13 protein-coding genes are annotated in these 13109 nt (G+C 74.0%); 8 read left to right on the forward strand and 5 right to left on the reverse strand.

The window, feature by feature from the left end:
* Nucleotides 1-29 precede the first annotated feature (29 nt).
* Nucleotides 30-1193 (forward strand): baeRF2 domain-containing protein, encoded by a 1164-nt coding sequence (locus BS83_RS27800; protein ID WP_037606199.1) that lies wholly within the window; start codon nt 30-32, stop codon nt 1191-1193.
* 353 nt (nt 1194-1546) lie between these two features.
* Here BS83_RS27800 and BS83_RS27805 read toward each other — a convergent pair whose 3' ends face one another.
* Nucleotides 1547-2101 (reverse strand): type 1 glutamine amidotransferase domain-containing protein, encoded by a 555-nt coding sequence (locus BS83_RS27805; RefSeq protein ID WP_269664869.1) that lies wholly within the window; start codon nt 2099-2101, stop codon nt 1547-1549.
* Between the two features lie 239 nt (nt 2102-2340).
* On the opposite strand from BS83_RS27805, the gene BS83_RS27810 reads away from it, so the two are divergent.
* Both BS83_RS27810 and BS83_RS27815 read left to right on the forward strand, forming a co-directional pair.
* The gene (locus BS83_RS27810) at nt 2341-2742 is read left to right on the forward strand and encodes an SsgA family sporulation/cell division regulator (protein ID WP_051944132.1); all 402 of its coding nucleotides are present in this window, start codon (nt 2341-2343) and stop codon (nt 2740-2742) included.
* A 58-nt stretch (nt 2743-2800) separates the two neighbouring features.
* Nucleotides 2801-4333, forward strand: a complete 1533-nt coding sequence (locus BS83_RS27815) for a CYTH and CHAD domain-containing protein (RefSeq protein WP_051944134.1) — start codon at nt 2801-2803, stop codon at nt 4331-4333.
* Nucleotides 4334-4342: 9 nt separating this feature from the next.
* Here BS83_RS27815 and BS83_RS27820 read toward each other — a convergent pair whose 3' ends face one another.
* On the reverse strand, nt 4343-4843 hold the full coding sequence (locus BS83_RS27820; RefSeq protein WP_037606200.1) for a flavin reductase family protein: 501 nt from the start codon (nt 4841-4843) through the stop codon (nt 4343-4345).
* Between the two features lie 170 nt (nt 4844-5013).
* Between BS83_RS27820 and BS83_RS27825 the strand changes: the two genes are divergently transcribed.
* From BS83_RS27825 to BS83_RS42230, 5 genes are all read left to right on the forward strand, one after another.
* Nucleotides 5014-5385 (forward strand): hypothetical protein, encoded by a 372-nt coding sequence (locus BS83_RS27825; protein WP_037606201.1) that lies wholly within the window; start codon nt 5014-5016, stop codon nt 5383-5385.
* 142 nt (nt 5386-5527) lie between these two features.
* A complete protein-coding gene (locus BS83_RS27830; protein WP_037606202.1) occupies nt 5528-5833 on the forward strand; it encodes a WhiB family transcriptional regulator in 306 nt (101 codons plus the stop codon).
* 109 nt (nt 5834-5942) lie between these two features.
* Nucleotides 5943-6326 (forward strand): hypothetical protein, encoded by a 384-nt coding sequence (locus BS83_RS42225; RefSeq protein WP_051944136.1) that lies wholly within the window; start codon nt 5943-5945, stop codon nt 6324-6326.
* 280 nt (nt 6327-6606) lie between these two features.
* Nucleotides 6607-7005: an STAS domain-containing protein gene (locus BS83_RS27840; protein WP_051944138.1), complete on the forward strand. Its 399-nt coding sequence runs from the start codon at nt 6607-6609 to the stop codon at nt 7003-7005.
* Nucleotides 7006-7065: 60 nt separating this feature from the next.
* Nucleotides 7066-7524, forward strand: coding sequence for an ATP-binding protein (locus BS83_RS42230; protein WP_051944140.1), 459 nt, complete (start codon nt 7066-7068; stop codon nt 7522-7524).
* On the opposite strand, the gene BS83_RS27850 is transcribed toward BS83_RS42230, so the two are convergent.
* From BS83_RS27850 to BS83_RS27860, 3 genes are all read right to left on the reverse strand, one after another.
* Nucleotides 7525-9342 (reverse strand): glycoside hydrolase family 15 protein, encoded by a 1818-nt coding sequence (locus tag BS83_RS27850; RefSeq protein WP_232248507.1) that lies wholly within the window; start codon nt 9340-9342, stop codon nt 7525-7527.
* 2 nt (nt 9343-9344) lie between these two features.
* A complete protein-coding gene (locus BS83_RS27855) occupies nt 9345-11126 on the reverse strand; it encodes a thiamine pyrophosphate-requiring protein (protein ID WP_037606203.1) in 1782 nt (593 codons plus the stop codon).
* A 114-nt stretch (nt 11127-11240) separates the two neighbouring features.
* Complete coding sequence (locus BS83_RS27860; RefSeq protein WP_084714195.1) at nt 11241-13109, reverse strand: complex I subunit 5 family protein; 1869 nt, start codon at nt 13107-13109, stop codon at nt 11241-11243.

The raw sequence follows: 13109 nt of genomic DNA on the forward strand, positions 1-13109 counted from the left end.
CGGTCCTCGCCACAGGAATCGAGGCAGCCATGGAACTCTCGTTCCTCCACCCCCTGCTCAGGCGCCCCGGCCCCTGGGCGAGCGTGGTCGTCGACACCTCCCGCCACAGCGAGGACGCCGCGAAGCAGACCGAACTGCGGAACCGCGCTGCCGCGCGCGAGCTGCTCAGGCTCGGCGCCGACCAGCGCACCGTCCGGGCCGTCGCGGACCGGCTGGCGGCCGAGCCCACGTCCGGCTCACCGGCCGGGCGGGCGCTGTTCGCGACCGAGGGCAGGGTCCTGCTGGAGGCGGAGCTGGCCTCCGCGCCGGTCCCCGTGGAGACGACCTGGTCCGCGCTGCCGCGGCTGACTCCCCTGCTGTCGTTGCGCAGCGAGTGCCCGGACATCCTGCTCGTCCTCATCGACCGGACCGGCGCGGACCTGGAGCTGTGCGACGAGCACGGACGGCACGCCCTCGCCGGCGCGCAGGGCCCGCAGGGGCGCGAACACGGCCACCGGACCGTCCCCGGGGACCGGTACGAGTGGCACTACCAGCACCGGGTGGAGGACAGCTGGCAGCGGACCGCGCAGGTGGTCGCGGACGAGGTGGCGCGCAGGCACGCCTGCACCCCTGAGTGCGTCGTCGCGCTGGCCGGGGACCCGCGCGAGCGGCACGAGGTACTGCGGCGGCTGCCGCGCCCGCTGGGTCCTGCGGTCGTGGAGCTGCGGACGGGCGGACGGGCGCCCGGCGGCGCGGACCACGCGCTCGACGAGGAGTTGGAGCTGGTCCGGGCGCAGGTCGCCGCCGAGCACACGGACCAGGCCCTGACCGACCTGGTGGCCGGACGCACCCGCGACCCGGCCACCGGGCGCGCGCGTCGCGCCGAGTCCGTGGGCCGGACCACCGAGGGCGTGCCGGAGGTGCTGCGCGCGGCACGGGAACGCCGACTGGCCACCCTGCTGCTGGATCCCGCCGCGCCGGACACCGCCCGCACGGTGTGGACCGGCACCGACCCGCTCCACCTGTCCGCCGAGCGCGGCGAGGTCCGCGCCCTGGGCGAGCCGTATCCGCGCCCCGCCCGGGCGGACGACGCGCTGCTGCGCGCCGCCATCGCCCTGGACGCGGAGGCCCTGGCCGTACCGCCCTCGGGCTTGGGCCCGGTCGGCGGCGTCGGCGCCCTGCTGCGGTGGCCGCAGCCGACCGCCGTGGCCTGAGCCCGCTCGGAGGGCCCGGTCGGGCCGTTCAGTCGGGCGGCTCGGTCGGACGCGGCCGGCCGGGCTCGACCGGCCGGGGCTCGGGAGGCTCGGGCACCTCGGGGGCGTCGTGGCCTGGCGAGTCCGGCGCGCCGGGCGGCATGGGCGGATCCGGAGTCGCGGGCGGCTCCCCGGGCTCGGGCGCGGGCGGTTCGGGGGCCGCGGCGGCAGGGTGGCGACCGGCGGACCGAACGGTGTCTCCAGGGGATCGCGACGCTCGCGCAGGGAGGGCATGACTCGCTCCTTCATGATCCAGAACTGCTCCGGCGGGGCGGGTACCCCCTGATCCCTCCGCGCATGCGGTCCCGGCCGGCTCACGCCTTGGCGAAGCGGGTCACCAGGGCGTCGTCGAAGGCGTCGAGGTCGTCCGGCTTGCGGCTGGTGATCAGCACGTTGTCGCCCTGCTCGCAGACGACCAGCTCCTGGTCGACCCAGGTGGCCCCGGCGTTGTTCAGGTCAGTGCGCAGGCTCGGCCAGGAGGTCATGGTCCGTCCCCGGACGACGTCCGCCTCGACGAGGGTCCACGGTCCGTGGCAGATCGCGGCGACGGGCTTGCCCGCCTCGAAGAAGGCCCGGACGAAGCCCACCGCCTGCGGGTCGGTCCGCAGCCGGTCCGGGTTGGCGACGCCGCCCGGCAGCACGAGCGCGTCGTAGTCGTCGACCGTCTCCTCCCCCGCGACCGCGTCGACGGCGAACTGGTCGGCCCGGTCCAGGTGGTGGAAGGCCTGGATCCGCCCCGGCCCGGTGGAGAGCAGGCGCGGGGTGCCGCCCGCCTCCTCGACGGCGGCCCAGGGACGGGTCAGCTCCACCTGTTCGGTGCCCTCCTCGGCCACCAGGAAAGCGACGGTGCGCCCTTGAAGTGTGATCACGTGCTCTCTCCCGTCTGCTCGGACAACCCGACGGCGCATGCCCCCGCCCTCCCGGCCTACACACCGCGGACCGCATACCGCCCCCGTTCGAGTGACCGGGCCATGGGCCCGCCGCAGGGGACGAGGGGACGGTGAGCCGCGCACGAAGCATCTTCACCGGATCTCGACGGACGCGGCACATTGCCAGAGGCAGGGACGGGCAGAGGCTCCGGACCAGGTGTCGTTCCGGGGAGGAAATCGTGGCGGTCCTCAGCCACCGCATGGTCATGCGGCTCTACACGGGGCGCTGCGCGCCGGTCGCCGTGAACGTCGAGTGCCGCTATCAGACCGAGGATCCCTACGCGGTCGAACTGCATTTCCCCGCCGAGCACCCGGCCGCGACCGACTGGGTGTTCGCCAGGGAGCTGCTCGCCGACGGGCTCCGCGCCGCGGCGGGCGAGGGCGACGTGCGCGTCGAGCCCGCCGACGAGGCGGCCACCCTGATCACCTTCGGCCACATCGGACAGGGCTTCGTCCTGCTGGAGGCGCCGACCGGCGAGCTCAACGAGTTCCTGACCCGCACCTTCGACCGGGTGCCTCCCGGCGCCGAGACCCAGCTGGTCGAGTGGCCCGCCGACATCACCTCCCTGCTCGACGAATGAGCGGCCGCACGGCCCCGCGCCGTGGTGTAGCACCGGGACGCTGGGGCAGGCGCGACGCATGTCCACGAACGCGTACACCGAGCACGAGCTGACTTTCGACGGGGTCCTGGCCAGGGATCTGCCGTCGGCCGCGCGCCCCGCAGGGGTGGCCAGGACCAGGAGCGCCGGGACGGAGATCCTCGACGCGGTCTACTTCGACACCGCCGACCACGGCCTGCTCCGGCGCGGTGCCACGCTACGCCGCCGGAGCGGCGGCCATGACGCCGGATGGCATCTCAAGCTCCCCGACGGGAACGGCGGCCGTCGCGAGATCAGGCGCCCGCTCGCCGGGGAGGGGGCGGACGGTGAGGACGTACCGGCCGACCTCCGGCAGCTCGCGGCCGTCTACGCGCGCGGGCGCAGGCTGCGGCCCACGGCGCACCTGCTGACGCATCGCCGGCGGGTCCTGTGGCTGGATCGCAAGGAGCGGTCCCTGGCCGAGGTGGCCGCCGACCACGTCGCGGCCCGGGTACTCGGCCCCGCCGACGGCGACGGTGGGCTGCCCGTCCCGGAGACCGAGCTGACCACCTGGGACGAGACCGAGGTGGAACTGACCGGCGGGGACGAGGCGCTGCTCGACCGGGCGAGCCGGACGCTGCAGGCGCAGGGACTGCGGCCCGCCGACCACGGCGTCAAGCTCGCCCGCGCGCTGCGTGCGGCAGGCATGGAGGTGACGCGCCGCCGCCGCGCCGAGGTGAAGGGTTCCGGCCAGGCCGCCGTGGCGGTCGTGACGGCACTGCGCGAGCACGCGGACCGGCTCACTTCCCTCGACCCTGAGGTCCGCCAGGACCAGGAGGACGCGGTCCACCGGATGCGCGTCACCGCCCGCAGGCTGCGCAGCCTGCTGCGCTCGTGCGAGAAGCTCTTCGACGCCGACCCTGCCGCCGAACTGGCCGGGGATCTGCGGTGGCTGGGGCGCCGGCTCGGCGCCTACAGGGAGCCCGAGGCGCTGCGGGACCGCCTCACCGGGCAGGCCAGGGAGCTGCCCGCGGACTGCGCGCCTGACAGGGCGGCGCGAAGGCTGCACAAGGTGCTCGACCGGCGCTGCCGCCGCGCACACCGCGCGCTGCTGGACGACCTCTCCTCGCACCGCTACTTCAGGCTGCTGGACCGGCTGGAGGAGTTCGTCTCCGACCCGCCGCTCAGGGCCGGAAAGCACCCGGGCGCGGGGCGCGCCGAGAAGCTGCTGCGCCACGAGAAGCGGCGGACCCGCCGCCGTCTGCGGAAGGCATTGCGGCAGCCGTCCGGCGAGCGACAGGACGAAGGGCTGCACAGCGCCAGGAAGGCGGCCAAGCGCACCCGCTACCTGGCCGGGGCGCTGCGTCCGGTGCGCGGCTCGGACGCGAAGAAGCTGGAGCGCAAGCACAGGACGATCCACAAGAGGCTGGGCGAGCACCAGGACGCGCGGAGCGCGGAGCAGGCGCTCGCGGAGCTTGCGCGGATCAACGGCACGCCGCCGGAACACGCCTTCGCGCTCGGCGTCCTGCGGTCCCGTCAGCGCGACGACTCGCCCGCCGACATCGACGCCGCCCGCCGTGCCGCCGGCCTCTGAGCGCTCGCGCTACGCCGGATGCCCGGCGTCGAGGTCCCGCACCTGGCGGAACATCAGAATCCGACCCGCAGGCTCGGGACGCGCAGCCGCCGGGGCCGGCACGTCGAGCGGTTCCAGCAGGAAGCCGACATGGTCGCCCCAGTCGACCCGGTCCAGGATCCGGCCCACGAACCGGGCCGCCGCCTGGTCCAGCAGCGGCACCCCGTGGGGACCCGGCGTCCAGCGCGCCTGCGCGAACTTGTCGATGCCCTCGTCGGCGGTGAAGGCGCCGAAGAGGCGGGCCAGCTCGTGCTGGTCCTTCGGCAGGGTGTGCACGGCCAGCACGACCGAGCGCGCCGCGAGGGCATAGGTCCGGTTGGCCTTGGACAGCCAGACGGTGAACCGCGGCGGGTCGATGGAGCACTGGCCGGCGAAGCCGACCAGGCACCCGTCCCGCTCGCCGTCCGCGGCGGCGGTGACGACGTGGACCGGATAGTCCAGCGCCCGCACGAACTCGTCGAACCCGCTCATCGGCCCCTCGCCTCCCGTCGCCCCCTCACAGGGCGGTTGCCCGGCGTCGCCGCCGCCAATCCCCCGGCCATCCTCCTGCCGTGGGTGTCAGACGTCGCCCAAGGGGCAGGCGCGCGTCGCGACAGCAGTCCCCCGGGCACCCGGGGGCTTCGTCCGAGGAAGGGTGAGCCATGAACAGCAACCGAGCCGCTGTCCCCGGCAGCGGCGCCGTCCTGACTCCCGCCACGCAGGTGAGCGACGGGGAGATCGGCGTCCTGTCCCTCGACCACCGGGCCGGCGTGCCCGTTCTCGTGATCAGCGGCGGGACCGCGCTGCCGGCAGCACTGCTGCTGGTCGACGACGCCGATCGGGTCCTCGGCCGGTACGAGGCGGTCGTGCACCAGCCGGTGATGCGCCCGCTGGGCTACCTGGGCTTCGCCAAGGAGACCCCCGGCATCACCGACGAGGGACCGCGTCCGCCCATGGTCGTCTACGAGGGCACCGAGCGGTCGGACGCCGTACGGCTCGACGAGGTCCTGGAGTCCCAGCCGACCAGTGAATGACGGGGCAACAGCACCCGTTTGCCGCCCGGGGTTCCGGTTAGGCGCGTCCTAGTCCGAAGTCGAACGGCATCCCGGGCGGCGTGGAGCGCGCTTCGTCGCGGTGTTCCGGCGCCCGGCAGCCGCAGTGGAGGGAGGGATCCTCGTGCCGACGAGGAATCGCAAGCCGCAACTTCCGGGCTCGACGGAATGGGCGTGGGCGTGGCAGGAGCGGGCCGCCTGCGCGGACCTCGACACCCGGCTGTTCTTCCACCCCGCCGGTGAGCGCGGCGAGAGCTACTCCTCGCGGGAGGAGGCCGCCAAGCAGGTCTGTGCCTCCTGCCCGGTGCTCGACCACTGCCGCGCCTACGCACTGGCCGCCCGCGAGCAGTACGGCGTGTGGGGCGGCCTGAGCGAGCTCGAACGCGCCGAGGTGCTGCGCCGCCGCAGGCGCGCCGCACGGGCCGCCTGAACGCCCGGCCCGGGCCACCGCCGCAGAACCACGCACGCACGTGTGACCCGCGCCCCCACGGGCAGGCGCGGGTCGAGCGTCTCCGCCCGCACGCGACCAGGAGGTACTGATGTCCGACACGTCCACCACCGCATTGCTCTGGCAGGCCGGTCTCCAGGTCACCCCTGGCCTGGGGACCCTGGTGGGCCACACGGTCCGGAGCTCCGACGACCGCCGGGTCGGCACCGTCCTGCGCACCGTGGACCATCCCGAGGTCGGCCTGCTGGTCGTCAACACCGGCCCGTGGATCTTCGGCCGGCTGCTGGCCGTGCCCGCCGGTCTGATCTCCGGGATCGACGACGACGCGCACACCGTGCGCGTCTCCTGCGACCGTGCTCGACTGAAGCGGGGACCGTCGTACCGGGCGGAGACCCCGGAGGCCTTCGAGAACTACCGCACCCGGGCGGCCGACTACTTCGCCCCCGACGCCGAGGCCGACCGGCTGACCCCCTGACCGGACCGTCCTCCCGTCGACCCCGACGAGGGCCGCCGACCGCTGCGCAAGGGTCCGGCGGCCCGGTCATGACGTCCGTACCGAGAGGCGGGATGTCGGCGAGCCGGCGTCCTTTCCGGCCATTCGGTCAGCCGGTAGCCGTTTGAAGTCGCTGGAGCGGGTAGCCGCCGAGCGCACCCCATCGATCAGGGGAGCCGGAGGCGACGAACGCCGCGACCCCGGCAGGGATCGGAGGACCGGACCGTTCTCCCCCTCGCCGACGGCTTCCCGGAGGCATGTCATGAACGGCAACGAAGGCCTGGATCTCCCCACCCTCGCCGAGTCGCACCCGCGGCTGCGGGCCGACATCGGGACCACGAGCGGGGCGGCTGTCTGCGCCCTGGCCGGGGATCTGGACCTGCACACCAGGCCGATCGCGGAGGCCGCCCTCGGCCTGGTCCTGCTCACCCGTCCGCCCGTGCTCTGCGTCGACATGTGGGACGTGCAGTTCTGCGACTCGTCGGGCCTCACCCTCCTGCTGCGGTTCCGCGAGCGCTGCATGGACGAGGGCGTGTCCTTCGCCTTGGTGGCGCCAAGCCCCCGAGTCGCCAGGCTGCTGGAGCTGACGGACACCGGCACGCTGCTGCCGGTCTTCGCCGACAGCGCGTCAGCCGTCGCGGGGTTGCGCCATCCCGTGTGACCGCCCCCCCGGGCCGCACGGACAGATCAGTACTCGCAGCACCCCCGCCCAGGGAGCGCCATGAGCCCGACCTCGCCGACCGCACCCGCCTTCGACTCCCGCCACCTGGACTTCCCCGACGGCGGCGCGGGCGACTCCGTCGCGGCCGGGATCATGTTCGTCCGTCGGGCGCTGGCCGAGTGGCGCCTGGGCGCGGGGCCGGTCGGACGCGAGGCGGACTGGGCCATCGACGTGGTGCTGGTCGTCGCCGAGTTGCTGGCCAACGCCGAGCGCCACGGCGGCCGAGCCCGTTCCCTGGACGTGGCACGGCACGGCGGGCGGCTGCGGCTCGTCGTCACCGACCGGAGCCCGCTCCCCCCGCGGCAGGCCCGACCGCACGACCCGGCGCGCCCCGGCGGGCACGGGCTGCACATCATCGACCGTGTCTCAGCAGCCTGGGGCTGGGCTCCCCTCGGCCCCGGCAAGTCGGTCTGGGCGGAGCTGCCGACGCCCCTGCCATCGGCCCGGCCGGAGCCCTGATCAGCGTTCCGGGCCGGTGCCCAGATGCAGTCCGGGGTCCTGGCCAAGCCGCACGGCGGATTCGAGCAGCAGCGCGTGCACGAAGGCCTGGGGCAGGTTGCCGCGCAGCTGCCGTTCGGCGGTGTCGTACTCCTCGGCGAACAGGCCCGGCGGACCGCAGGCGGCCCGGTTGCGTTCGAAATACCGTGCGGCGGTGGCGTGGTGGCCCTGGTGGTGCTGAGCGAGGGCCATGGTGAAACCGCAGAGCAGGAAGGCCCCCTCGGCGTCGCCGAGCGGATTCTGGTCGTGACGGAAGCGGTAGACGAAACCGTCCTCGACGAGCTGCATGCTGACGGCACGCAGGGTGGCCTCGGTGCGGGGGTCGTCGGCGGGCAGCGCCCCGCGCACGGGGGGCAGCAGCAGGGCGGCGTCCGGGCGCGGGTCGCCGGGAGCGCGTTGCCAGTAGCCGTCGAGGTGCAGTGCCTCGCCGGAGGTGCGGGCCAGGATGGCGTCCGCGAGCGCGGAGCAGCGGGCGGCCCGCCGGGGCGAGCCGGGGAGCGCCGCGGCGGCCCGCAGGCCGGCGACGCAGGCCAGGCGGGAGTGGGTCCAGCGGCGTGGTTCGATCTCCCAGATCCCGGCCTCGGGTTCGTTCCAGTGGTGGGCGATCGCGTCGACGGCGAGGTCGAGAGCGCGTGCACCGTCGGCGTCCAGACGGTCCAGCCGTGCGGTCGCGGCGAGGAGTTGCAGGGCCTCGCCGAAGGCGTCGAGCTGGTGCTGGCGGTGCGCCCGGTTGCCGATCCGGTCGGCGGCGCCCGGGTAGCCGGGCAGATCCAGGCTGCGCTCGTCGGGCACGTCGCCGCCGGTGACGGTGTAGGCGGGTCGCATCTCCGGCCCGTCCTGCAGCAGCCGCGCGCCGACGAACGAGGTAGCCGCGTCGACGAGTTCCGTCGCTCCGGCCGCGGCCGCGGCGAGCCCGGCATAGCACTGGTCGCGGATCCACGCGTAGCGGTAGTCGTAGTTGCGCTGCCCCTCCGCCTGTTCGGGCAGGCACATGGTGGCCGCGGCCACCATCGCGCCGCTGCCGGCGGTCAGGCCGCGCATCACCGAGTAGGCGTGGTGCGCGTCGCGGGGCGCGATCGCGCCGTCCAGGGCGGGCTGGGCCTCGGACCAGGCGCTCTCGGTGGCCCGCCAGGCGGCGTCGGGGTCGGGCGGCCGGGCGGGCAGGGACCCGGCGGCGAGTTCCAGGACCACGTCGTGGTGCCGCCCGGGTCTCAGGTCGAGGTCCCAGACCAGCGGCTTCCCATAGGGACGGCGCCGGGGCGCGGCCCCCTGACCGCCGGTCAGGCGCCAGTGCACCGGGCCGGTCCGGCCGCTCCACAGTCCGTGGCTGCGGCGGGGAGGTCCTGCGGAGGCCCGGCCGAAGTCCCCGCTCGGCTCGATCAGCAGCCGCACCCGGGCGACGCCCTCGACGGCCTCGATCCGCCGCAGCAGGACGGCCCGGTCCTGGTCGCCGGGAAAGCAGAGCGCCTCACGGCACTCGATCACCGAGTCGGTGGTCACCCAGCGGCTGTGCCAGATCAACGTGCCGGTCTCGTACCAACCGCCCCAGAAGTGGCGCGGATCGCGTGGGGTGATCGCGAAGACGCCGCCGCCGCCGATGAGTTCGGAGAAGACGGCCGGGCTGTCCCACCGGGGGACGCAGAGCCAGGAGACGTCCCCCTCGGGGCCGATGAGCGCGCCGCGCTCGCCGTCGGCGAGCAGCGCGTACTGGCGCAGCACGTGCGGCGAGAAGGCCCACCCGCGCTCCCGGCGGCCGGACGGCCGGAACAGCTTGCGCACGCTCACCTGCCGCTGGGCAGGAATTCCTGGACCTTGGCCTTGATGCCCTGGCGCAGCACGTGACGACGGTCGCTGTCACCGCGCAGCACGGCCTCGGCGGCGGCCTCGATCTGGTCGAGCGTGGCGTGCGGCGGGATCGGCGGCACGGCCGGGTCGGTCCGGAAGTCGATGACGTAGGGGCCGTCCGCGGCCAGCGCCGCGCGCCAGGCCGGCTCGACGGCCTCCGGCGACTCCACCCGGCTGCCCTGCAGGCCGATGAGCTTGGCGAAGTCGGCATAGCGGACGTCGGGAAGGTGCTGCGAGGCCTCGAACTGCGGTGCGCCCTGCATCGCCCGCATCTCCCAGGTCACCTGGTTGAGGTCGTGGTTGTTGAGCACTGCGACGATCAGGCGGGGGTCCTGCCACCGGTCGCGGTACTTGGCGGCGGTGATCAGTTCGGCCAGTCCGTTCATCTGCATCGCGCCGTCCCCGACGAGGGCGATCACCGGGCGGTCCGGGTGGGCGAACTTCGCGCCGATCGCGTACGGCACGCCGGGGCCCATGGTGGCCAGGGTGCCGGAGAGCGATCCGCGCATCCCGGCGCGCATCCGCAGGTGCCGGGCGTACCAGTTGGCGGAGGAGCCGGAGTCCGAGGTGAGGATGACGTCGTCGGGCAGCAGCGCGTCGAGCGCGTGGATCACGTGCTCGGGGTTGACCGGGTCGGCCTCCACCCCGGCCCGCTTCTCCATCACGTCCCACCAGCGGGCGGTGTTCTTCTCGATGGTCTTGCGCCAGGTGCGGTTGTCGTGGAACTCGAGCAGCGGGATCAGCGCCTGCAGCGTCTCCCTGGCCCCGCCGAGCAGGTTGACCTCGAAGGGGTAGCGCAGCCCGATCATGGCCGGATCGACGTCGATCTGCACGGCCCTGGCCTGGTCGAACTCGGGCAGGAACTGGGTGTAGGGGAAGCTGGATCCGATCACCAGCAGGGTGTTGCAGTCCCGCATCATCTCGTAGGAGGGGCGGGTGCCGAGCAGCCCGATCGAGCCGGTGACGAAGGGCAGTTCGTCGGAGAGGACGTCCTTGCCCAGCAGCGCCTTGGCGACGCCGGCACCGAGGATCTCCGCGGTCTGCTCCACCTCGGCCCAGGCGCTCCTGGCTCCCTGGCCGACCAGCATGGCGACCTTCTGGCCCGCGTTCAGCACCTCGGCGGCGCGGCGCAGCTCCCCGGGGTCGGGTACGGGGACGGCGTGCGGGATGCCCAGGCTGGAGGGGACCATCTTGAAGGCGTGCGCGGGCGGGGTGTAGTCCAGCTCCTGCACGTCGGCCGGGACGATCACGGCCGTCGGTGCGTGGCGGGTGGCCGCGATGCGCATGGCCCGGTCCAGGGCGTTCGGCAGTTGTTCGGGGACGGTGACCATGACGCAGTAGTCGGAGGCCACGTCCTTGAAGAGGCTGAGCAGGTCCACCTCCTGCTGGTAGGAGCCGCCCATGGCGGAGCGGTCCGTCTGGCCGACGACGGCGACGACCGGCACGTGGTCGAGCTTCGCGTCGTAGAGGCCGTTGAGCAGGTGGATCGCGCCCGGACCCGAGGTCGCCGCACAGACGCCGACCCGGCCGGAGAACTTCGCGTAGCCGACCGCCTCGAAGGCGGCCATCTCCTCGTGCCGGGCCTGGACGAACACGGGCTTGTTCTCCGCGCGCCCCCAGGCGGCGAGCAGGCCGTTGATGCCGTCACCCGGATAGGCGAAGACGTGGTCCACGTCCCATTGGCGCAGCCGCTCCAGAATGTAGTCCGACACCTTCATCAGCGGGTCTCCCTTCGGCCCTCAGGCGTGTGGACGCGGGCGATCCCCGTCCCGGGTCGCGTCTGACCGCCGTCGGCACGGGCAAACCTGCGCGCGGACCGGGCGCGGGACGCGTCAGCGCAGCAGGGAGAAGGCGGCGAGCAGCGCCGCCACGCCGACGGCCAGCCAGGCCACGTCGTCACCGAGGCGCCCCGAGTGCGCAACGCGCAACGGCCGGGCCAGCCTGCCGGAAGCGAGCTCCATGGCCGCGCGGCCGGCTGCCGCCACCGCGCCGCGCAGTCGGCGCCCCCAGACCGCCGCGGCCGCCAGCGCGCACGCCAACAGGACCGCCAGAACGCCCAGCGCGACGCCTTCGACGGTCCACCCCGGCAGCACCGTGGCGTGGTGGACCTGTGTGGGCGGGGTCAGGCCGATCGCGGCCGTGTAGTCGGAGCGGCTGACGAACAGGTCTCCGGCCCGTCCGAACACGCGGCCGATGCCGGGCGCGAGGCCCAGGACGAGGGAGGAGGCCAGCAGCACGGCCGGAACGACGAGCATGGGCAGGGGGATCCGGCGCTCGGGGGAACGGACCTCGGGTTCCTCCCCCTCTCCCGAGGTTTCCGGCGCGCTCGCCTCCCTCGGGTGCGTGCCCGCCCCCAGGAAGACGCGCAGGAAGGCCCGCAGCACGGCTCCGCCGGTCAGCGCCGAGACCGTCACGAAGAACACGGGCAGCAGTGGCAGCCACGCGCCGGCCGCGTGTTCGGCCACGGCCTTGCCGAGCCCGGCGGCGAAGGGTGGCATCCCGGCCAGGGCCAGGCCGCCGACGAGGTAGAGCACACCGGTTCTGCCGAGCAGGGCCCTGGCCTTCCCGAACAGGCCGTGCTCGTCGACCGATCCGTACTGGTCCAGCAGTACACCGGTGAGCGCGAACAGCGCGGCTTTGGCCTCTGCGTGGCCGGCCGCGTAGAGGGCGAACCCCGCGGTGCCGTCCGCGTTCAGCAGCGCGACCGCGATCAGGAAGAGCCCGACATGGCCGATCGTGGAGAAGGCCAGCAGCCGTTTGAGGTGCCGCTGCTGCCAGCACATGACCGAGCCGACGAGCGCGGTCACCGCGCCGAGGCAGACGAGCACGCCGCGCACCGCGCCGGGCGGCATCCCGCCCGGCCCGGAGAAGACGGTCCAGTAGACCCGGGCGGCCCCGTAGACGCCGAGCTCCACCATGACGCCGGAGAGCAGCATGCACACCGGTGTGGGAGCGACGGCGTGGGCGTCGGGCAGCCAGAAGTGGAAGGGCACGGCGGCGGCCTTCACCAGCAGCCCGGTGAGGACGAGGACGAAGGCGGTCACCGTCAGCAGGTCGGTACGGTGTTCGACGAGGCGGTGCCCGATCTGGGCCATGCCGAGCTCGCCGGTCCTGGCGTAGAGCATGCCGATGCCCAGCAGGGAGCAGTAGGCGGCCAGGGAGTTGACGATGCCGAAGGTCAGGGCGCCCTGGACCGGGCGTGGGTCCTCGACGCGGTAGCCGGTGAGCGCGTAGGCGGCGACGCCCATCAGCTCGAAGAAGACGAAGGCGTTGAAGAGGTCACCGGTCAGGGCGAAGCCGCACATGCCGGCCTCGAAGAGCAGCACGAGCGCGGGGAAGGTGCCGGGCATCCGGGCCGGTGGCTCGTCGAAGTAGCGCCAGGCGTAGGCGACCACCGCCAGCACCAGCAGCGCCGCCAGCAGGGCGAAGCCGACGCCGAGCGGGTCGCCGACCAGGACGATGCCGACGCCCTCGCCGTCGTGCAGCCGCCAGCCGCCGAGCCAGGAGGCCGGGCTGCCGCTCGGTGTCCCGTGCGCGGTGCGCAGCCAGAGCAGGAGCAGCACGAGGACCTCGGCGGTCGTGAAGACGGCCGCCAGGATGTCGCAGCCCCTGCGGCGGATCCAGTGGCCGGTCACCGCCAGCAGTGCCGCCCCGATCAGCGGAACGGCGACGGCCAGCGGCAGCAGGTCGGACAGGCTCAC

Source organism: Streptacidiphilus rugosus AM-16 (assembly GCF_000744655.1).
Taxonomy (GTDB): domain Bacteria; phylum Actinomycetota; class Actinomycetes; order Streptomycetales; family Streptomycetaceae; genus Streptacidiphilus; species Streptacidiphilus rugosus.